The sequence below is a fragment of the Haloarchaeobius sp. HME9146 genome, from assembly GCF_025399835.1.
In the GTDB taxonomy this organism is placed as follows: domain Archaea; phylum Halobacteriota; class Halobacteria; order Halobacteriales; family Natrialbaceae; genus Haloarchaeobius.
This window is the reverse complement of sequence record NZ_JAODVR010000001.1, coordinates 268,648-287,807: the sequence shown is the minus strand read 5'-3', so window position 1 is coordinate 287,807 and position 19,160 is coordinate 268,648. Positions and strand designations below refer to the sequence as shown.

The following is a 19,160-nucleotide window of genomic DNA, read 5'->3' as shown; positions in this document are numbered from 1 at the left end:
TCGGACGAGAACGGGAACAGGAGAGAACGGTAGCTGATTCTCAGAGGTGGTCCGCCCGGGTGCTGGCTCGCACCGCCACGTCGGCGATCGCGCCACCGCACTCGGCGGTCCGGGCGAGGCTGTCGAGGCCGCGGACCAGTGCACACTTCTCGGTGGCGGTGAGGTCGATGTCGTCGGTATCGGCCTCGAACACCGCCTGCTCCATCGCCGCGATGTCGGCGAGGGTGTCGTCGTGCCTGTCGAGCACCTCGTGTGCCATCTCGACGTCGGGACCGCCTTTCAGCACGGCGGTCGCGGCGTCGTCGACGACCTGCCGCGTCGCGTCGGCCACGTCGTGGACGTCCGCGGCGACCGTCTCCGGCAGGGGTTCGGTGAGGTGTTCGCTGACGCGAGCGAGGTCGACCGCCATCGCCGCCACGGATTCGAGCTGGCGGGCGGTGTCGTAGTAGTCGAACAACTCGGGGCGGGAGATGCCGAGCCGGTCGACCTCGCCGAGGGAGACGAGCGACCGGTTGAAGTGCCGGGCGACCATCCCGGCGAGGCGCTCGGCGTCGTCAGCCCGGTCTCGAAGCTGGTCGTGGACGTCCTCCCGGCCGTCGGTGAACGCCGTCGTCGCGGTCCGGTTGATGGAGAGGACGACGAACTGGAGCTGGACGACCGACTGCCGGACGGAGACGTCCGCGGCGCTGAGCAGGTTCTGGACCGTTATCTCCTCGGCGCTCTCGACGAGCACCTCGGTCCCGACGAGGTCGCCGACCAGCGAGCGGGCTGTCCGGCGCTGCTCGTCGGTGAACGATTCGCCTGGCGTGAGCGTCACCGTCTCGAAGCCGATGGCGTGGGCGGCCCGGAGGGCTCGCGTCACGAGCGCGGGGTCGGTCCCGTCGATACCGATGCTGGCGTCAGCTAGGTCGTCGGTGTCTCGCTTCGTACTCCGGACGATTATCGAGCCGTCGGTGTGGGTGAACAGGTACACCTCGGTGCCCGATTCGAGGGAGTTCTCCCGCGCCCAGTCCTTCGGAATCGACACGGTGTAGGTGCCGCCGCCGACCGTCTGCAGTTTACGTGTCTCCATGTGGGTGGTGTCGGTCGCAGCTGCGTTCGCTCGGTCCGGTGCACTCCACCTGGCGTGCCACGGGCGGTCACCCGAACTTGCCGGTGATGTAGTCCTCGACGCGCTGGCTCTCCGGGTCCTCGAAAATCTTCTCGGTCTTGTCGTACTCGACGAGTTCGCCGCCGGTGAGGAACACCGCGGTCTGGTCGGAGATGCGCGCCGCCTGCTGCATGTTGTGCGTGACGATGACGACCGTGTACTCCTCGGCGAGCTGCTCGATGAGTTCCTCGATCTTCGAGGTCGCGATGGGGTCGAGCGCGCTCGCGGGCTCGTCCATCAGGATGACCTCGGGGTCGACGGCGAGACAGCGGGCGATACAGAGGCGCTGTTGTTGCCCGCCGGAGAGGCCGAGGGCGCTGTCGTCGAGGCGGTCATTGACCTCGTCCCAGAGCGCGGCCTGCTCGAGCGAGCGCTGGACCAGGTCGAGTTCCTTCTCGGGTGTCGACCGGCCGGTCAGGCGCGCGAGCAGCCCCGATTCGAGGTCGCCGTGCTTGCGCGGGCCGTACGCGATGTTGTCGCGGATGGACTTCGGGAACGGGTTCGGGTTCTGGAACACCATGCCCACACGCTTGCGAAGTTCGACCAGGTTCACGTCGTCCTGGTACACCTCCTGGTCGTCGAGTTCGACCGAGCCGTCGATGCTCGCGGCCTTGATGCGGTCGTTCATCCGGTTGAGACACCGGAGGAACGTCGACTTCCCACAGCCCGAGGGGCCGATGAGCGCGGTGACGCTCTTCTCGGGGATGTCCATGGAGACGCTCTTGAGCGCGTGGTCGTCCCCGTAGTAGACGTCGAGGTCGCGGACCGCGAGTTTGGTCTCGCTCTCGGACTCGTAGTCGGTCCACTCGTCCTGGACCTCCTCTTCGGTCTCGCCGGTCGTCGTCGTGGACGACGCCGCGTGCTGTTCCGTCTGCTCCGTTCGGGTGGTGGTTTCTGTCATTGGTTCAGTTTCTTGCGGAAGTAGTAGCGCGTGACGATGCCGATGGCGTAGAACGACAGGACGATGGTGAGGAGCACCAGCGCGAGCGCCCACGGGTCCAGCTTCGAGCTGTTGAGCCCGGCCGTGATGATGGCATAGAGCTGGTAGGGGAGCGCGCTGGTCGACTGCAGCAGCTCGGGGTTGGTGACGAACGGCGGCGAGGCCGTGAACTGGAAGCCGCCGATGACGTCTGCGGTCTGGCTCCCGGGCACGAACGTTCCGCCGGCCATGGTCAGCAGGATGGGCGCGGTCTCGCCCGCGATGCGGCCGACGCCCAGAATGACGCCGGTGACCACGCCGGGCAGCGCGGCCGGCAGCACGACGCTCCGGATGGTCTGCCACTTCGAGACGCCGAGGGCGGCGCTGCCGTCACGGTACTCGTCGGGAACGGCGAGCATGGCCTCGCGGCTCGTGATGACCACCAGGGGAAGCAGCATGAACCCGAGCGTGAGCATGCCCGAGAGCAGCGACTTCTGCCCGCCGAAGCGCGGCAGGAGGAACGCGTAGCCGAACAGGCCGAAGACGATACTCGGCGTGCTCCACAGGGCGTTCGTCGCGACCTCGACGACCTGCGTGAACCGGCCCTCCTCGGCGTACTCGCTGAGGAAGATGGCGGTCCCGATGCCGAGCGGGACGGCGAAGAGGACGGCCCCGACGACGAGCCAGATGGTGCCGACGATGGCCGGCAGGACGCCGTTGTAGTCGTTGAGCAGCGCCACACCGTTCATCACGATGGGCCAGTTGAGCGGCCAGACGATGGTGTAGCTCAGTCCGAAGAGGTTGATGGTCGAGGCGGGACCGACGCCGAGGCCGACCTCGACGCCCCGGAGGACGCCGGGCATCCCCTTCATCACCACGAAGGCGACGAGCCCGATGAGGACCGCGATGATGGCCGTGACGGTCAGGTAGACGAGGACGTGTGCGCCGAGGTGTCGACCGCGCGCGCCGAAGCCGCCGTAGGCCTTCGCGGCCGCCCAGCCGACGTACAGCGCACAGAACATGACGATGACCGGGGCGGTGATGTCGTAGAAGAACGCCGCGTTGAGCCCGTTCGGGGCCCACTTCCAGCCGGGGCCGATGATGCCGGTGAGCATCACGACGCCCGCGAGCAGCGACAGCGCGCCAGCGGGGACGGTGGACCCGATGTCCTCGCGGGGGAAGACGGTCACCGCGAACGCGACTCCACCGGTGGCGATGGCGGCGACGAGCCAGCCCGCCAGGCCGAAGCCGAGCGTCTGGGAGGCGACCAGCCCGCCGATGACGAACCAGACGCCGGAGAACGCGACGGCGGCGACCAGTCCGGCGGTCGGGAGCGGGTCGGTATCGACCATCCCGGTGTACGACGCGAGGCCGAAGCCGACGACGAGCAGGCCGCTGAGCGAGAGCAGGGTCCCGAGCAGGACGGGGACGGGTAGCCCGCCGACCGTCCCGGTGACGGAGACGAGGCCGAACAGCGAGGTCAGCCCGAGCGTGAAGACCACGGCAGTGAGGGCGACCGTCGCGCCCGCGACGAGTTCGACCGTCGAGGTGCCGTCACGGACCAGGTCGGAGCGTTCGATCGTACTCATCACTCCTCACCCCCGAGATTCCGTTTCATGCGGGCCTCGATGTACTGCGAGCCGATGCTGAGGGTCAGGACCGTGATGAACAGGATGACGCCGGCCACGAACAGCGCGTTGAACTGCAGGCCGTGGGCGTCACCGTAGCGCGACGCGATGAGCGAGGTCAGCGTCTCGTACCCGTAGAAGACGTTGTAGAGCGGTTCCGCGATGTCCGGGGAGTTCCGGAGCATGACGGTGGCCGCCATGGTCTCGCCGATGGCGCGTCCGACGCCCAGCAGGACGGCAGCCGAGACTCCGGAGAACGCCGCCGGGATGGTGATGTTCGTCATGGTCTGCCAGTCGGTCGTCCCGAGCGCGAGCGAGCCGCTCTTCATCGACTCGGGGATGCTGTTGAGCGCGTCCTCGGCGACGGAGACGACCGTCGGGAGCGCCATCAGGCCGACCACGAGGCCGACGAAGAGGTACGTCCCCTGGCCGTTGATGTCGAACGCGTCGGATGCCCACGGGCTCAGGATGGTGAACCCGATGAAGCCGTACACGATGGAGGGGATGCCAGCGAGGATCTCGATGCCCGGCTTGACGAGTTCACGAACCGTCGGTGGGGCCATCTCGCTGATGAACAGCGCGGTGCCGACGCCGAGTGGCCCGGCGACTAGGGTCGCGATGATGGTCACCATGACGGTGCCGTGGATCATCGGGACCATCGAGAACGTCTCGGTCGCGACCGGGTCCCACTCGGTCTGGGTGAACAGTTCGAGACCGGGAACCGGGAGCCCGAACGCGGTCCCGGTCGCGGCTTCCATCATCGGCCACGCCTCGAGGAAGATGAACACCGTGATGAGGCCCAGTATCAGGATGGTCGAGGCCGTCATCACCAGCGTCACGGCGTGGGCGGTTCTGGGCTGGTGTCTGACCCACCCGTAGCCGACGGTCAGCGCGAACACCCCCGCCAGCACGACGGTCAGGGGCGACATCACGATGAAGCCGACGAACGCGCCCAGCAGGCTCAGCAAGCCGAGCGCCCCCGCGGCGAGCACGGGCGGTTCTGTCTCCTCGACGACCTCGCGGGCGTCGGTCAGCCGATGCTGGATGGCCGTCTGCCATCCGGGTGAATCAGGTTCGGTCATTGTATCGGTGTCACGTATTGAAAGAGTCTGAGACGGGTCAGAATCGCATCACGTTCGAAAAGCGATACCGGTGGACAGGGAGTCAGGCGGGATTACGCCTGGGACGGGAGCTTGCCCTTCTCCTTCTCGATGTCCTTGGTCGGGAGCGGGATGTACTCGACACCCTCGACGAAGACCTTCTGCCCGAACGTGGTCAGGTGCATGTTGATGAATGCGGCCTCACGCATGTCCGTGCCCTTGGGCGTGTCGTCGGTGATGGTCGTGTACATGTGGAGGTCACGGTTGAGCGGGTACGCGGAGTCGAAGATGGTGTTCTCCGCGTCCTTGCTCGGCTCGAAGAGCGTGCCCTCGAAGTCGATGGCGATGGGCGCGATGCCGGAGCCCTGGAACGCGAGCGCCATGTAGCCGATGGCGTTGTCGTTCTGCTGGAGGACCGTCTTGACCTGCTGGTTCTGGCCCTTCCGGGTGTCGACCTCCATCGGTGCCTCGGCGTCGCCGAGCATGTTCAGGCGGAAGGAGGTGTCCGTCCCGGAGCCCTCTGCGCGGCCGACCACGAAGATCTCCTCGTCGGGGCCGCCGACTTCGCTCCAGTTCTGGATGTCGCCCTGGTAGATGCCGCGGACCTCCTCACCGGTGAGCTGCTCGACACCGGCGTCGTAGATGGCCTGGCTCACGAAGACCGGCTGGCCGTCACGACCGACGACGTGGTCGACGTACTTCTCGTCGCGCTCGGACTCGCTGATGCCGAGTTCGGCCGTGATGGGGCCGGAGGAGTTACCGATGTCGACGAGCCCGTCGCGGACGGACTTACAGCCCGTCCCGGAGTGGCTCAGGCCGATGCTGGTCGCGAACGGCGGGCCAGCCTGCTGACCCGTCGGCTCGAAGCCGTAGAGGCTCGCGAAGTAGTCCGCGAGGCGCATGCCCTCGGCGCCGTTGCTCTTGAGTTCGTCCCAGCCAGGGACGGACGTCTCGTCGTTCGCACCCCAGTACTCGCCGTCGCTCGACGGCGCGTTGGAGTTCCAGTAGGAGGAACCCTTGTTGGAGATCGGGTAGACCGTCGAGGAACCCTCGGCGGTGAGCATCGACGTGTCCATGCCCTGGGACTCGTCGCCGCTCGTGTCTCCGCTCGTGTCCTCGCCCGAGTTCTCGCTCTCGTCGGCGGGCGTGTCGCTCTCGTCGCTCCCACTGCTGCTGTCCCCCGTACAGCCAGCAAGCGAGGCTGCGCCGACCGCACCGGATGTCATCAGGAACTTACGCCGTGATACCCCGTCAGCCAGACGCGTCAGGTCTTGCGTCATCACCAGAAACCTTCGTGAGACTCATAAAACCTGTTTATAATAGGTGTCTACTACGACACATAATCGAATAGTTCCATACGCTCTGCTACGCATCGCTAATAGGGCTCTATGACGGATATTGAGGGATATATAGTGGGTGGGTGCTCTTGGTCTACCGGACTCCTGACATTGGCTCGGTCCGCTCATGCCGCCCCGGCACGTATCTCGACCATGCCCGCCGTCTCCGCCGAAGTCGAGCAGCTCCTCACGAGCGACCCGCCACACGCTGCCTACCTCTCGACGTGCACCGAAGGGCGTCCCCACGTCGCGCCCGTCTGGTACCGGTACGAGGATGGGACGGTCGAGATCGTCACGACCGGCCGGAAGCTGGCGAACCTTCGAGATAACCCTCGCGTGTCGCTAGCTGTTAGCGCCGAAACCGGGGGCGTCCCGGAGTGGACGGTTACCCTGCGGGGGACCGCGACGGTCGTCGACGACAGGGAACTGACCCAGGAAGCGAACGCGCGAATCAATCGCAGATACGGCATGCCCGAAGACGCCTGGGCGGAGAACGTGCTGGTCCGAATCGCGGTCGGCTCGGCGAGCCTGCGGACCTACGACTAGAAGAAGTCGTCTGCGCCGCGCATCGTCTCCGCCAGTGCATCGCGCTTGTGGACCGCCGCGTTGCCCGACCGCGAGAGTGCACCGGTGACCACATCCTCGGCCCCGGAGAGTGGGTCGTGGCTCTCGACGAACGCGGCGAGGGCGAACTCGGTCTCGCCCGCGCCCGTGAGCGCTCGGGCGTCCGCACGGGAGACTCTCGCGTCGAGCCAGTCACGGACGATGCGACGCCCCTGCGGGGCCAGCGGGGAGACGCCGTCCAGCCCGAGCAGGTGGAGCACCTTGGCGGCCTCCATGGGTGCCACGCCCGCCTCGTGTCCGGCGGCGTCGATGGCCGACCCACCGGCGTACGCATCCACGACGGTGGCCGCCTCGGTCGCACTGCTGGGCAGGGCTGCCTCGTACTCGGTCAGGCGCTCGGCGAGCGTCCGGTCGGTCTCGTCACTGCAGGCGACCCCGCGGTCGCGCTGCTCCGTCGTCACACACAACCCGTCCGCGATGTCCGACAGCGCCATTGTTGGCTGCTACTGCTGCATGAAATAAAAAGCACGGGGGTTCGCCACTCGAACCCCTTCGTTTCGAGTCGAACAGAGATACGAATTCGTCGCTGTCGGCCGCTTTCTGTGGTTGGTGTCGCTCCATAAACTACTTTCACTCCGGTCTCCCGCCTCGGCGTAAACCGACCGGTGACCGGTCGGTTCGACCCACCCCGACTCCGGGTTTTCGTCGCAATCGTCTCTCGTTTAAATAACCTGTCGGCGCGTAGTTCCGAGTATGAGCAAAGCGACGCAGTGTTGTCCGGAGTGCAGTGGTGCCCTCGAACGCGACCGCGACGAGACGGTCTGTGACCAGTGCGGCCTCGTCGTCGGCGCGGACCGCATCGACCGCGGCCCCGAGTGGCGGTCGTTCTCCGACGGCGATGCCTCCGGCAAGCGAACCGGCGCACCGCTCACACGGTCGCGCCACGACCGTGGGCTCTCGACGGAGATCGGCTACGGGAACACCGACACCCGCCTCACCGGGCGCAAGCGTCGGACCCTCACGCGACTTCGCCGCCAGCACAACCGGGCGCGGATCGCCACCAAGACCGACCGGAACAAGGTGTACGGCTTCACCGAAATCCGTCGCATCGTCGGGTCGCTCTCGCTCCCGCGGAGCATCCGCGAGCAGGCCTGTACCCTGTTCGAGTCCGCCCAGAACGAGGACCTCCTGCGTGGGCGCTCCATCGAGGGGTTCGCGTCGGCCGCGGTGTACGCGACCTGCCGGGTCCGGTCCATCTCGCGGACGGTCGACGAGGTCGTCGACGAGTCCCGGGCCGACGAGGCGGAACTGCAGGCCGCCTACGACGCGATGAACCGCGACCTCGGGCTGCCGACCGGCCCCATCGACCCGAGAGAGTACCTCGCGCGCTTCGCGACCGAACTCGAGCTCCCGAACTCGGTCGAGCGACGGGCCAGGGAACTCGCGGGCGACGCGATGGATGACGGGCTCGCCTCGGGCCGGAACCCGAGCGGGTTCGCCGCGGGCTGCCTGTACGCCGCGGCCAGGGACACGAACGCGAACCTCACCCAGGCCGCGGCTGCCGAGGTCGCCGACGTCTCGACCGTGACGGTCCGGTCGGCGTTCTACACGGTCACCGAGTCGGAGTGAGGCAGTCCCGCGGCGACACCGCAGCCGCGAGCGAGTCGAACGCCCTGGCGACCGGCCCGTCCGGGGCCACCTTCTGCACCGGCTGTCCGGTTCTCCCGGCCCGTCGGACCGCCGCCGACTCTGGTATCGTCGTGACCGGGGCACCGAGCGCCCGTTCGACCGCCGCGGCGGGCGGCCGGTCGCCGACCTTGTTGAGGACGACCTGGGCCAGACCAGCGTCCAGTTCCCGTGCCAGCGCCCGCGTCCGCAGCGCGTCGGGGAGCGCGAAGGCATCGGGGAGCGCGACGAGCACGGACCGGTCTGCCACCAGCAGGGGGATGCCCGCGTCGGCGGCCATCCCGGCCGGACAGTCGAGTATCACGTCCCCGTAGGCGTGTTCGACCGCCGCGGCGGTCCGGACGAGTTCGGTCACGTCGGCGGCACGAGAACCCGCCAGGCTCCGCCCACAGGGCAACAGCTTCACGGGCCCATCCTCTCGCACGGCTTCGACCGGGTCGGCTCGCCCCGCCAGCACGTCGTGAAGGTCCGGCCCGTGCGCGGTCGGCAGGTCGGCCATCCCGAGGTCCCCGTCGACGACCACCGCGCCGGTCGCCGCCCCCAGGTTGTACGCGACCGTCGATTTTCCCACGCCGCCCTTCCCACCGGTGACGGCGAGCCTCATCGCGCCTCCAGCGTTGCCAGCAGTCGCGCCGCGCGGTCGGCGACCGCCCGCGCCCGCTTCCGGTCGCGCTCGTCCGGGTCGTCCCTGGCTTCGAGTGCGTCGAACCAGGCGGCGACGGCACGGGGTGGCTTCGGCGACGGGGCAGGAGGCGTCTCGGCAGACGGCACGGCGTCACCGGGTGGCGTCGGGTCTCCGAGCGTCCGGACCAGCCCGGTCGCCGAGTGCGGAAGGACCGCCTCGGCTGGTGTCGTCGGGGCTTCCGCCGTAACCGAGAGGATGCCCACGGCATCGCGCACGGATTCCGGCGCGTCGGGGCTGGCGAAGCCGATGCCGCGGGTCCCACCAGCCGGGACGACCAGCGTCACCGCGTCACCGTCCCACCCTGCCTCGGGGTGCCCCTGCCGACGTGGCGCCCACACGGTTTCCAGCCCCGTCTCGAGCGTCACTTCACGCGGTCTCGTCCCGTCGTTCGCGACCGTCGCCGCCACGAACGTCACGCACTCGCGCCTGTCCGTCTCGACGTGTATCTCGACCATGCCCACTCTGGCCGCGCGTTCGGATTTAAACGATGACGACGGGCGCGTCGAGCACCCGCGCAGCGTCCGCGGCCGAGGCGAACCGGTCGGTGGAGAGGACGACAGGAGCGTCGAGGGACGCCAGCCGAACGATGGCGAGCGCGGCCGACAGCTGGTCGGTCTCGGCGACTGCCCTGGATCCAGCGGCGGGTCCAGATGCGCCGGGAACCGCATCGAGGGCCGTCCTGAACTCCGCATCCAGCTGGCGCACCAGCCACGCCGTCGCCTCCCGGCGCAGGTTGTCGCGCCGGTCCTCCAGCCGGAGCCGTCGCTCGCGGTCGTCCCGGTTCGACCGGGCGGCCTGCCGTGCCTGCACGAGCGTCTGCTCGGCGGCGATGCGGGCCGTCTCGGTGTCCGTCAGCGCTTGCAGCGCCTCTTGCAGGGCTTCTTGCGTCTCTGCGACCGGGGAACCGACGTCCCGGCGCGCCCGCAGTTCGCCCTGGAGCGTAGCGACTCGCTCGCGAAGTCGTTCTTCGGTCGTGGCCACCTCGGCGACCTGCCGACGTGCGTGCTGGAGGTCGATGGTCTGGGTGTCTGGGTCGGCCAGTGCAGCCTCGACCCGCTGGAGTGCACCAGCCTGTGGCGGCTCGAAGCCTCGCTCTCGTGCGACGGCGGCGAGTGCCTGCCGACGCGAGAATCCCGTGTTCGGTCCGAGATGAGCGACGTGTTCGTGGACCGGCCCCGGCGTCGGAGCCTCCACGGTCAGCTCGTGGGCGGGTTCGCCAGCGATGGCCGCCACCACGGCCGTCGGTTCGACCGCCCGGTCCCGGAGGTCGATTTCCCGCCCGGTGCGAACCCATCCCTCTCCCTGGATTCTCACCACGTCTCGTCGTGGGTCGTCCCGGTTCACAGCTCCCGGTCGCGCATCGCCTCGGGTGCGGGATGGTCGGTCCCCGCCGCGAACTTCGCGTAGGGTGTGTACGGCGACTCCCGTGCCTCGAACGCAGCCGCGGCGCGCCGGGCCCGTTCGAACCGCGATTCGAACTCGTTCAGCGGCTCGGTCCGTTCGACCTGCACGTCGCCCTCACCCGTCGCCCGGAGTCGTAGCGCACAGAACGCCCCGAACTCGGTCGCCTCGAACAGCGCTGCCCGCCCGAACCGCCGCACGACCACGTCCTCGTGGCGGTTGCAGACGTTCCGCAGGGCCTGTCGCGCCGCCTTCGAGTAGGTGATGACGAGGAACACAATATTCATTGAAGAATCGGTGTAAAAAACTGTTCGGTCGGCGATGGGGACGGGTCGAGTCTGCCGGTTCAGTCCGAGACGCGCTCGACGTCCAGCGCCTGCGGCGCGTCCGCCCACAACTCCCGCGCCCGCGCCCTGGCATCGGTCGGCCCTTCGGCGACGACCACCACGCCACGCTCGTCACCCTGCACCCGGTACACCGCGAGCTCGGGCACGTCGAACTCGCTGACGTAGGTCCGCAGGATGGCCTGGACGCGCTGCTCCATCCCCGCCAGATCGACCTCACCGCGTTCGAACTCGCCGAGGACCTCCTCGACGTTCCGGAGTGCCGAGATCCGGTCCATCAGGTCGTCCGGAGGTGGTCGGTGCGAGGCTCGTACACCTCGCCCTTCTGTTTCAGTTTCTCTATCTCGTGTTCGGCCTTCGACTGGTCCATACCGATCTCGTCGGCCCGCTCCAGCACCACGTCGACCGGCGCACCCTCGTCGTAGTCCTCCTCGATGTCGCTGATGAGCGCCTTGAGGTTCTTGATGCGATCGCGCTGGCTCTTGGACTGGCCCGTCTCGATGACGTCGGCGTCGAACTCGCCCGTCTCGGGGTCGACCCCGATGTTCTGCAGGCACTCGCGCACGATGGTGATGACGCGGTCGGCGTCGGACTCCTCGACCGTATCCGAGAGGCGCATCCGGGCCGAGGCCTCCGAGAGCCGCACCAGCGCCTCCAGCTTCCGGGCCGTCACCGGCACCGGCGCGTCCTCGTCTTGCCCCTTCGAACGCAGGTCCACGTAGAAATCCCGGATGGATTCGCGTGCCTCCTCGGTCATCCGCGGGTAGCAGTTCTGCTTCGCGTAGGCGATGTACTTGCGAACCAGGTCCGCGTCGATGTCCGGGTCGACCGACTCCGTCATCTTCGCGACCTCCTCGTCGCTCACGTCGTGGTTCGTCATGTGGTTGCGCTGGGTGTGCAACTCACCGGCGTAGTTCGTCGTCAGGATGTGGTCCGCGAGGTCGCGGTCCTTCTCGGGGTCCGGGCTGTCCGTCACCGTGAAGATGAGGTCGAAGCGGGAGATGAGCGCCGGCTCGAGCTCTATCTGCTCCCCGATGGGCTCGTACTGGTCGAATCTCCCATATTTCGGGTTCGCCGCACCGAGGAGCGAACAGCGCGACTTGAGCGTCGCGTTGATGCCCGCCTTCGAGACCGATATCTTCTGTTGCTCCAGTGCCTCGTGCATGGCGGAGCGGTCCTCCGGTCGCATCTTGTCCAGCTCGTCCACCGCCGCGATGCCCTGGTCGGCGAGCACGAGCGCGCCGGCCTCGAGGGTCCACTGCTGGCCGTCGCCGAAGTCGTCGCGAACCGCAGCTGCGGTCAAACCGGCCGAGGACGAACCTTTCCCAGACGTGTACACCGACCGGGGCGCAATATTCTGGATATATGACAACATCTGGGACTTACCCGTACCGGGGTCCCCTATCAGAAGCATATGCAGGTCGCCACGAATCCGCGACCCGTCGGGCAGGTGTTTGGTCACGCCGGAGAACAGCTGCAACATCATCGCGAGCTTCTCCTGGTCGTAGCCGAAGATGGAGGGGGCGATGGAGCCGACCATCTTCTCGTAGATGTCGGGTTCGTTCGAGAGGGAGACGATCTCTTTCTTGTCCTCCTCGGTGATCTCCATGTCCTCGAACTGCTCTTCGTCGACCTTGACGGAGACGCCCTCCATGTAGTGGTCGAAGATGGGCGATTTCTCCTGCTGGTTGCCCTGCTGTTCGAGCCGGAGGATGCCGGTGCCGGCGACGTGGTCGCCGGGGGTGACCTCGCCGGTGATGTCGTCTTCGATGTGGATGTCGATGGCCTGTGGCGTCTCCCCGCCGCGGAGGCCTTCGGGGGACTCCTGGACGCGGAGCTTCTGGGCGTCGACGAACTCGGACTGGTCGTGGTTGAGGATGAACGGGCCCTGTCGTTCACAGCCCTGGCACTCGTGGGGTTCCTGGAAGCTGCCGGTGGACTGCGGGATGCGGGTGAGGGTGCCACAGCGCTGGCACTCGAAGGCGGCGACCTCCATCTTGGACTTGACGTCGGTCGCCTTGCGGACGATGCCGCGGACCGTGACGAGGGAGTTGACGTGCCGCGAGCGGAGGTCACGGATCTCGGTGCTGTCCGGGAGCGGGAGGATGCGGACGTGGGCCTGCCCGAGACTCACGTCGACCGGGAGGTCGTAGAGACGCAGCGCCTCCTCGGCGTACTCCTGGAGCTGTTCGGGCTGGTTGCGGTAGTCGTCGGCGAGGTCGGAGTCGTACTGGAAGATGTCGTTCCAGTCGAGATAGAGCGAGCGCTTCTCGTTGGGGTATTTGCGTGCGAGCTCCCCGATTTCGTCGCGGTAGTAGTCCCGATAGAACTCCAGAAACGCGTCGACGAGTTCGGCGTTGTCCCCTTGAGCCATTGGACTGGACTAGAGTCGTCTCCGCCTAAGAAGGTTGGCAAAGCGGGCCGGAAGTGATGCACGCCGGAGCGCGCTCAGTAGCCGTACAGCGTCCCGGACTGCCCGAAGACGACGTAGCCGACCACTTCGGAGGTGTGGTTCACCTCGCTGTCGGCACTCTTCTCCTCTTCGACCTTCACGTCGACGCCGGTTCCGTCGAGGTTCTGGTAGCGGAGGCCGGCGGGGTCGCCGCCGTCGGTGGTCTGCTGGGCGGCGAGGAGCACCGGGGCCGCGCCGTAGTTCTGTGCGCCGAAGTCGAGGCGGTACCAGTTGTGGGTCACCTGGTTCGGGGTCGCGGCGACCCGCATCGCGGTGCCGTCGAGCTGGCCGTCACCTTTCGCGATGGCGACGTAGCCGACGGTCTCGGTCGCGTGCCCGCCACGGGCTTCCTCCTCCTGGAGGCGGACGGTGAACCCGCCGGACGAGACGTCCTTCATGCGGGTCACGACCGGGTCGTCCTCGACGACGGTCTGGACCTGGCTCAGGACGACGGGGGTCGAACTGAACTGGGTGCCGAACGCGACGAAGTCGTTCGCTTCGTCGACCTCGACGGTGCCAGCCTCGAGGAGGCGGCCGTCGGCGAGCGTGTGGGTGCCCGCCTCGACGACCATGTACGAGACGGTCTCCGTGGTGTGTCTGCCGTCGGCGATGAGCCACTCCTCGAGCCGGAACTCGAAGCTGTTCGGGCCGACGTTGCGGACCCGGACGTGGAGTGCGTGGTCGCCGTTGTAGCTCGGGGGCTCCATCACGACGACCGGGTTGGCGTAGGTGTTCGCCAGCGACACGGTGTGCCACTGGTCACGGCTCGACTGCGAGACGGTCACGCGACCGGTCTCGCCGATTGCAGCGGGCTCCTGGTCGGCGACGCCGAGCACCTGATCGACCATGACGAGGCCGTAGCCGGTGTCGTAGTCGAAGCCGGTCGCACCGAGGTCGTCCGTCGACTGCACGAGTCTGGTCCGGACGTCGTCGGGCGAGAGGTCACGCGTCCCGTCCTGCAGGTCCTGCGCGAGCAGGAGGGCGACGGTGCCGGAGACGTGCGGGGTCGCCATCGAGGTGCCGCTCATGGTGGTGTAGCCGTTCCCGCGGGCGGTCGAGTAGACGCTGACGCCGGGTGCAGCGACGTCGAGATCGGGCCCTTCCGCGCTCCACGTCGGGGTGCCGTCGTTGCTGTTGGTCGCAGCGACCGCGACGGCACCGGCGCACTTGGCCGGGTAGCGCACGTCGTCGCTCGACGTGTCGCCGTCGCCGCTGTTGCCGGCCGCCGCGACGACGACCGACCCGGCGGCGGTGGCGCTGTTCACCGCGTCGCAGAGCCCGCCATCGCTCGGCCCGCTGAGGCTCATCGAGAGCACGTCCGCGTCGTCTGCGGTGCCGATGACCCCGTCGGGGCCCTTGACTGCCTCGTCCATCCCGGTGATGATGACGGAGTAGGGCGCGCTGCCGGAGCTGTCGAGCACCTTGACGGAGTACAGCGACACGTGCGGGGCCACCCCGACGACGCCGAGGCCGTTGTCCTCGGCGGCGACCGTGCCGGCGACGTGGGTCCCGTGCCCGTTGTCGTCGTCGGCCGCCTGCTTGCCGTAGGACAGTTCTTCGGTCGGCCAGCAGAAGATCCACCAGCACTCCTGGCCGGAGGTCACGCGTACGCCCCAGTCGACGTTGTTCTGGAGGTCCTCGTGGTCGTAGTCGATACCGGTGTCGATGACCGCGACCTGGACGTTCGACTGGTCGGCCGCGCCGACGCCAGCCGCGCCAGCGGCCTGCGCGTCGATGCGTGCGATGCCCCACGGCGTGGTCTGTCCGGAGACTGTGGGCTCGACGGTTGCGATGGCGTCGGGGTACACTCCCGCGACGTTCGGGTTGCGTTCGAGGCCGCGGACGGCCCGCTCGGGCACCATCGCGAACGCGACCGGCACGAGGTCGACGTCCTCGCCGCCGGTGACCCAGCCACCAGCCGCCTCGATGGGCGCGGCGCTGCGCGCGGCGTGGTCGGTGAAGACGACGATGACCCGGGTCATGTCGTCGGGACCGACGCCGACGGGCGGTCCGCCGGCACCGGGCCCGTCATCCGGGCGGTCACCAGGGTCTGCTTCGGGCCCATCGCCGGGGCCGTTGCCCGGTGCGGTTCCCGGCCCGTCGCCAGGAGCGGCTCCGGCACCGTGCCCGTTCCCGGTCGCGGTGCCCGCGACGGCCGAGAGCAGGACGACGACGGCCAGCGCGAGGGCGAGCGCGCGCCGGTTCACCGTAACCACCGCCATTGCTCCGGTGTTCTCCCGTGCGATGCCACCCCGTGGTCCCCTTTTGGTGTCATGATGTCCGTCTCCCCCAGGTCGCTTGCTCCCCGGATGTGCCTGTCCGCGAGCGGGCGACCTACTAGATTTATGAAAGTACTCTCACGGGCTTGAACGTTCTCGAACCGTAACGTGGTTACCGGGTGGGAGGGGGGTGCCTGTGCGTAACCCTCAGGCCAGTGAATATTCCAGCGCGTACCAACGTACAAGTACGCGGGGAGCCGAGTCCGACCCGATGCGAACGACGCTCCGCCGGTATGCCCCCTACGCCGCCCTCGCGCTGGTCGGACTGCTCTTGCTTTCGGCCATCGGGGCCTACGTCTACTTCGATGTGCTGGCCTACGACGCCGTCGAGCCGATGTCCGCGGTCGAGGCCGACCACGACGTGGTGGTCGAGCGCGCCCATGGTGGCTACGTCATCCGCGACCCGGATTCGGAGGCCGAAACCGTCGGACTGGTGTACTACCCCGGCGGCCGAGTCTCTCCAGATGCCTACGTCGAGACGCTCGCGCCACTGGCGGCCGAGCACGACGTGACGGTGTACGTCCCCAAGATGCCCCTCAACCTCGCGGTGCTGGACCAGGGGACGGCGACCGCCGTCATCGAGGGCGACGAGTCGGTCGAGACGTGGTACGTCGGCGGCCACTCCCTCGGCGGTGCGATGGCCTGCCGGTACGCGGCGAACAACCAGCAACGCGTCGACGGGCTGGTGCTCGGGGCGTCGTACTGCGACAAATCCATCGCGGACTCGGACCTGGCGGTGCTCGCGGTGACCGGAACCCGAGACGGCGTGTTGAACCGTGACCGCTTCGAGTCGAGCCGGTCGAACCTCCCCGCCGACGCGACGTTCGTCGCCATCGAGGGCATGAACCACTCGCAGTTCGGGCACTACGGCGGACAGTCGGGCGACAACCGGGGGACGATTTCGACTGCACAAGCGCACGAGCAGTTCGTCGCTGCCGTGGTCGAATGGTTGTGTGCCGAAGGCGAAGCCGTCGGCTGCGAGAGCAGGACTGGCGATATTCAGGCCGGCGGCCAGCTGGTTGCGAAGGTGTAGCCGTCTGTCCAGGTGTAGTTGTCCGCCCAGGTGTAGCCGTCTGCCCAGGTGATGTCGGCGTGGGTCTGCTTCGGCGGCTCGACACGGAGCGAGCTATCGACGACCGCCTCCGGGGTTTCGACAGGAAATAGCCTCAATACTGTCTGAAATAGAAAGTTTTCTATGCGGCTGAAAATCGGGGATGGGACCGCTGAGAATTGAACTCAGGTCCAGACGTCCCAAACGTCCGAGGATACCACTACCCTACGGTCCCGTACCCGGACCTTTCTCCCGTCCGATGTAAAGCGTTTCGTTCCACATCCCCTCGTCCCACCCGTTACCACGCCTCTCGATTTATCTCGCTAGCCGCCCTTCGTATCGAACATGGTCACGACCATCGAACTCGCCATCCTCGTCCTCGTCGTCGCGTTCTTCCTCGGGGCACGCCGGGTGGTCGACACGGTCAAGCCCTTCATCGTGAACACGGTCGTCGGGTTACTCGTGCTGTTGCTGGCGGCCTGGTTCGGCGTCGGTGTCGCGGTCACGCCCCTCGTGTTGCTCGTCGTCGCCATCGGGGGCGCACCGGGGGCATTGCTCGTGCTCCTCTTGCACGTGTTCGGCGTGGCGTTCCTCGCCGCCCCGCTGGCCTAGATACCCCAGATTGCGGCGATGCCGACGGTCGTGACGACCGCGAAGACGAGCTGGAGCGGGGTCCCGATCCGGGCGTAGTCCGAGAAGCGGTAGCCGCCGGGACCGTAGACGAACAGGTTGGTCTGGTAGCCGACCGGCGTCATGAACGCGGTCGAGGCCGCGAAGGTGACCGCGAGCACGAACGCGTAGGGTGACGCGCCGAGTCGGGCGGCGGCGTCGAACGCGACCGGTATCATGAGGACGACGCTGGCGTTGTTCGAGATGACGTTGGTGAGCGCCGCGGTCAGGACGTAGAACAGGCCGAGCACGGCTATCTGGGGGAGCACGTCGGCGCTCTGGACGAGGACCTCGGCGATGTAGAGCGCGGCACCGGTGTTCTGCATGGCGGTGCCGAGCGGGATGACGCCGGCGAGCAGGACGATGACGTCCCACTGGACCGCGTCGTACACCTCACCGGGTTTGAGACAGCCGGTGAACACCATCGCGAGGGCCCCGGCGAGGGCGCTCACGACGATGGGGAGGACGTTCAGTGCGGCGAGACCGACCACCCCGCCGATGATGCCGATGGCGACCGGAATCTTCTCTTCGCGGTAATCGTGGCGCTCGATCTCCTGGGCGACGATGAAGTCACGGTTCAAGTCTAGGCGCTCGATGGAGTCGGCGGTCGCCTGCACGAGCAGGGTGTCGCCGACCCGGAGGACGATGTTGTCCATGCGCTTGCGGATGAGTTCGCCACCGCGGCGCAGGGCGAGGACGGTGGCGTCGTAGCGCTGGCGGAAGTTCATGGAGGTGAGCGATTCGCCGACGAGGTCGGAGCCGGGGGCGACGACGACCTCGACGAGGTTCTCGTCGGCTTCGGCGAGCTCGAGTTCCTCTTCGGTGACCTCGAAGTTCGGGACGAGCTCGAACCCTTCCACGTCCATGAGTTCGACGAGGGTATCGCGGTCGGTGCGGACGAGGAAGATGTCACCCGCCTGGATGGCCTTCGGGCCGAGCGGTTCGAGGAACACCTCTTCGCCACGGACGAGCTGGACGAGGTCGACGTCGAAGTCGGTCTCGACCAGGGCGTCCCGCACCGTCTGGCCGATGAGGGGAGAGTCCTCGCGGACCTCGACCTCGGTCAGGTAGTCCGCCATCTGGAACTCCTCGGTGAGGTCCTCGCGGGCCTTGATGCGCTCGGGCAGGAGGTAGCGGCCGACGACGAGGAGGTAGATGAAGCCGACGATGGCGACCACGATGCCCAGCTGGGTGAACTCGAACATGGAGAAGCCGTCGGAGAGCCGGGCCGAGCCGACGGGAGCGTCGGCGCGGGTCGCGATGTCGCGGGCGACCTCGCTGGCGAGGATGTTGGTGGAGGTGCCGATGAGGGTGAGCATCCCGCCGAACATCGAGGCATACGAGAGCGGGATGAGCAGTTTCGAGGGCGAGGTCTTGCCCTTGTGGGCGATGTCGGTCACCATCGGGAGGAGGATGGCGACCGCGGCGGTGTTGTTGATGAACCCCGAGAGCGGGGCGACGACGCCCATCGTCGCACTCAGTTGTCTGGTCTCGGAGTCCCGGGTGAACGCCGCGATCTTGCGCCCGAGAATCTGGATGATGCCGGTCCGCTGGACCCCGTCCGACAGGATGAACATCGCGAGGACGGTGATGGTCGCTGTCGAGGCGAAGCCGGCGATGCCGAGTTCCGGTGCCGGGCCGGTCTCGGCGTTGCCGAGCAGGTAGAGCGGACCGCCGATGAGCCCGAACCGAGCGAGTTGCTCGGTGAGTGGTCCGGTGGCGAGTAGCACCACCATGATGCCGAGCGCGGTGATGTCGACCGGGACGGGTTCGGTCGCGAAGAACACCAGCGCAACGAGGACCAGCGCGAAGACGTAGAGTATCTCGGGCGTGAGTGCGACCACAGGCCGTGGAACGGCTGGCCACAAGAAAAGGCTACGGAAACCGGGAGGACT

The 19,160-nt window shown here is 67.6% G+C and carries 19 protein-coding genes and 1 tRNA gene; 4 read left to right on the top strand and 16 right to left on the bottom strand.

Going from position 1 to position 19,160, the window contains the following annotated elements; translation table 11 throughout:
- Positions 1 to 40: 40 nt before the first annotated feature.
- From N6C22_RS01445 to N6C22_RS01425, 5 genes are all read right to left on the bottom strand, one after another.
- Positions 41 to 1,072 (bottom strand): AbrB/MazE/SpoVT family DNA-binding domain-containing protein, encoded by a 1,032-nt coding sequence (locus N6C22_RS01445; RefSeq protein ID WP_261648864.1) that lies wholly within the window; start codon positions 1,070 to 1,072, stop codon positions 41 to 43.
- A gap of 67 nt (positions 1,073 to 1,139) precedes the next feature.
- A complete protein-coding gene (gene pstB, locus N6C22_RS01440) occupies positions 1,140 to 2,051 on the bottom strand; it encodes a phosphate ABC transporter ATP-binding protein PstB (protein ID WP_261648863.1) in 912 nt (303 codons plus the stop codon).
- Entirely contained in the window at positions 2,048 to 3,658 is a 1,611-nt protein-coding gene (gene pstA / locus N6C22_RS01435; protein ID WP_261648861.1) for a phosphate ABC transporter permease PstA, read from the bottom strand. Before pstA ends, pstB begins: the two co-directional genes overlap by 4 nt.
- Positions 3,658 to 4,779, bottom strand: coding sequence for a phosphate ABC transporter permease subunit PstC (pstC, locus tag N6C22_RS01430; protein WP_261648859.1), 1,122 nt, complete (start codon positions 4,777 to 4,779; stop codon positions 3,658 to 3,660). The genes pstA and pstC overlap by 1 nt, the downstream gene beginning before the upstream one ends.
- Before the next feature lie 92 nt (positions 4,780 to 4,871).
- Positions 4,872 to 6,077, bottom strand: coding sequence for a substrate-binding domain-containing protein (locus N6C22_RS01425; protein ID WP_369684383.1), 1,206 nt, complete (start codon positions 6,075 to 6,077; stop codon positions 4,872 to 4,874).
- 210 nt (positions 6,078 to 6,287) lie between these two features.
- On the opposite strand from N6C22_RS01425, the gene N6C22_RS01420 reads away from it, so the two are divergent.
- Complete coding sequence (locus N6C22_RS01420) at positions 6,288 to 6,680, top strand: pyridoxamine 5'-phosphate oxidase family protein (RefSeq protein WP_261648855.1); 393 nt, start codon at positions 6,288 to 6,290, stop codon at positions 6,678 to 6,680.
- On the opposite strand, the gene N6C22_RS01415 is transcribed toward N6C22_RS01420, so the two are convergent.
- Positions 6,677 to 7,192: a hypothetical protein gene (locus tag N6C22_RS01415; RefSeq protein WP_261648854.1), complete on the bottom strand. Its 516-nt coding sequence runs from the start codon at positions 7,190 to 7,192 to the stop codon at positions 6,677 to 6,679. The genes N6C22_RS01420 and N6C22_RS01415 overlap by 4 nt on opposite strands.
- 259 nt (positions 7,193 to 7,451) lie before the next feature.
- Between N6C22_RS01415 and N6C22_RS01410 the strand changes: the two genes are divergently transcribed.
- Complete coding sequence (locus N6C22_RS01410; RefSeq protein WP_261648853.1) at positions 7,452 to 8,327, top strand: transcription initiation factor IIB family protein; 876 nt, start codon at positions 7,452 to 7,454, stop codon at positions 8,325 to 8,327.
- Here N6C22_RS01410 and N6C22_RS01405 read toward each other — a convergent pair.
- The 7 genes from N6C22_RS01405 to N6C22_RS01375 form a co-directional block, all read right to left on the bottom strand.
- Positions 8,311 to 8,988 carry a MinD/ParA family protein gene (locus N6C22_RS01405; RefSeq protein ID WP_261648851.1) on the bottom strand — a complete coding sequence of 226 codons (678 nt, stop codon included), beginning with the start codon at positions 8,986 to 8,988 and terminating at the stop codon, positions 8,311 to 8,313. The genes N6C22_RS01410 and N6C22_RS01405 overlap by 17 nt on opposite strands.
- Positions 8,985 to 9,524 (bottom strand): hypothetical protein, encoded by a 540-nt coding sequence (locus N6C22_RS01400; RefSeq protein WP_261648849.1) that lies wholly within the window; start codon positions 9,522 to 9,524, stop codon positions 8,985 to 8,987. Before N6C22_RS01400 ends, N6C22_RS01405 begins: the two co-directional genes overlap by 4 nt.
- Positions 9,525 to 9,549: 25 nt before the next feature.
- Positions 9,550 to 10,383: a hypothetical protein gene (locus tag N6C22_RS01395; protein WP_261648848.1), complete on the bottom strand. Its 834-nt coding sequence runs from the start codon at positions 10,381 to 10,383 to the stop codon at positions 9,550 to 9,552.
- A 26-nt stretch (positions 10,384 to 10,409) separates the two neighbouring features.
- Positions 10,410 to 10,748 (bottom strand): hypothetical protein, encoded by a 339-nt coding sequence (locus tag N6C22_RS01390; protein WP_261648846.1) that lies wholly within the window; start codon positions 10,746 to 10,748, stop codon positions 10,410 to 10,412.
- A 68-nt stretch (positions 10,749 to 10,816) separates the two neighbouring features.
- Entirely contained in the window at positions 10,817 to 11,092 is a 276-nt protein-coding gene (locus N6C22_RS01385) for a hypothetical protein (protein WP_261648845.1), read from the bottom strand.
- Entirely contained in the window at positions 11,092 to 13,188 is a 2,097-nt protein-coding gene (locus tag N6C22_RS01380) for a minichromosome maintenance protein MCM (RefSeq protein ID WP_261648843.1), read from the bottom strand. The genes N6C22_RS01385 and N6C22_RS01380 overlap by 1 nt, the downstream gene beginning before the upstream one ends.
- A gap of 74 nt (positions 13,189 to 13,262) precedes the next feature.
- A complete protein-coding gene (locus N6C22_RS01375) occupies positions 13,263 to 15,488 on the bottom strand; it encodes a S8 family serine peptidase (RefSeq protein WP_261648841.1) in 2,226 nt (741 codons plus the stop codon).
- Positions 15,489 to 15,756: 268 nt separating this feature from the next.
- Here N6C22_RS01375 and N6C22_RS01370 point away from each other — a divergent pair, with 268 nt between their 5' ends.
- Positions 15,757 to 16,578 carry an alpha/beta hydrolase gene (locus N6C22_RS01370; RefSeq protein ID WP_261648840.1) on the top strand — a complete coding sequence of 274 codons (822 nt, stop codon included), beginning with the start codon at positions 15,757 to 15,759 and terminating at the stop codon, positions 16,576 to 16,578.
- On the opposite strand, the gene N6C22_RS01365 is transcribed toward N6C22_RS01370, so the two are convergent.
- Positions 16,545 to 16,715, bottom strand: coding sequence for a hypothetical protein (locus N6C22_RS01365; RefSeq protein WP_261648838.1), 171 nt, complete (start codon positions 16,713 to 16,715; stop codon positions 16,545 to 16,547). The genes N6C22_RS01370 and N6C22_RS01365 overlap by 34 nt on opposite strands.
- A gap of 45 nt (positions 16,716 to 16,760) precedes the next feature.
- Positions 16,761 to 16,831: transfer RNA gene (locus N6C22_RS01360), tRNA-Pro, on the bottom strand.
- Positions 16,832 to 16,941: 110 nt separating this feature from the next.
- On the opposite strand from N6C22_RS01360, the gene N6C22_RS01355 reads away from it, so the two are divergent.
- Positions 16,942 to 17,208: a hypothetical protein gene (locus N6C22_RS01355; protein WP_261648837.1), complete on the top strand. Its 267-nt coding sequence runs from the start codon at positions 16,942 to 16,944 to the stop codon at positions 17,206 to 17,208.
- Here N6C22_RS01355 and N6C22_RS01350 read toward each other — a convergent pair.
- Entirely contained in the window at positions 17,205 to 19,109 is a 1,905-nt protein-coding gene (locus N6C22_RS01350) for an SLC13 family permease (protein WP_369684382.1), read from the bottom strand. The two genes, N6C22_RS01355 and N6C22_RS01350, sit on opposite strands and share 4 nt — an antisense overlap.
- Positions 19,110 to 19,160 lie beyond the last annotated feature (51 nt).

What these genes read in the sequence shown, in the direction of transcription:
- N6C22_RS01445 (WP_261648864.1), bottom strand. Translation starts at nt 1,072, where the DNA reads ATGGAGACACGTAAACTGCAGACGGTCGGCGGCGGCACCTACACCGTG.
- N6C22_RS01425 (WP_369684383.1), bottom strand. Translation starts at nt 6,077, where the DNA reads ATGACGCAAGACCTGACGCGTCTGGCTGACGGGGTATCACGGCGTAAG.
- N6C22_RS01420 (WP_261648855.1), top strand. Translation starts at nt 6,288, where the DNA reads ATGCCCGCCGTCTCCGCCGAAGTCGAGCAGCTCCTCACGAGCGACCCG.
- pstB (WP_261648863.1), bottom strand. Translation starts at nt 2,051, where the DNA reads ATGACAGAAACCACCACCCGAACGGAGCAGACGGAACAGCACGCGGCG.
- N6C22_RS01415 (WP_261648854.1), bottom strand. Translation starts at nt 7,192, where the DNA reads ATGGCGCTGTCGGACATCGCGGACGGGTTGTGTGTGACGACGGAGCAG.
- N6C22_RS01355 (WP_261648837.1), top strand. Translation starts at nt 16,942, where the DNA reads ATGGTCACGACCATCGAACTCGCCATCCTCGTCCTCGTCGTCGCGTTC.
- N6C22_RS01375 (WP_261648841.1), bottom strand. Translation starts at nt 15,488, where the DNA reads ATGGCGGTGGTTACGGTGAACCGGCGCGCGCTCGCCCTCGCGCTGGCC.
- N6C22_RS01385 (WP_261648845.1), bottom strand. Translation starts at nt 11,092, where the DNA reads ATGGACCGGATCTCGGCACTCCGGAACGTCGAGGAGGTCCTCGGCGAG.
- N6C22_RS01410 (WP_261648853.1), top strand. Translation starts at nt 7,452, where the DNA reads ATGAGCAAAGCGACGCAGTGTTGTCCGGAGTGCAGTGGTGCCCTCGAA.
- N6C22_RS01370 (WP_261648840.1), top strand. Translation starts at nt 15,757, where the DNA reads ATGCGAACGACGCTCCGCCGGTATGCCCCCTACGCCGCCCTCGCGCTG.
- N6C22_RS01380 (WP_261648843.1), bottom strand. Translation starts at nt 13,188, where the DNA reads ATGGCTCAAGGGGACAACGCCGAACTCGTCGACGCGTTTCTGGAGTTC.
- pstA (WP_261648861.1), bottom strand. Translation starts at nt 3,658, where the DNA reads ATGAGTACGATCGAACGCTCCGACCTGGTCCGTGACGGCACCTCGACG.
- N6C22_RS01405 (WP_261648851.1), bottom strand. Translation starts at nt 8,988, where the DNA reads ATGAGGCTCGCCGTCACCGGTGGGAAGGGCGGCGTGGGAAAATCGACG.
- pstC (WP_261648859.1), bottom strand. Translation starts at nt 4,779, where the DNA reads ATGACCGAACCTGATTCACCCGGATGGCAGACGGCCATCCAGCATCGG.
- N6C22_RS01400 (WP_261648849.1), bottom strand. Translation starts at nt 9,524, where the DNA reads ATGGTCGAGATACACGTCGAGACGGACAGGCGCGAGTGCGTGACGTTC.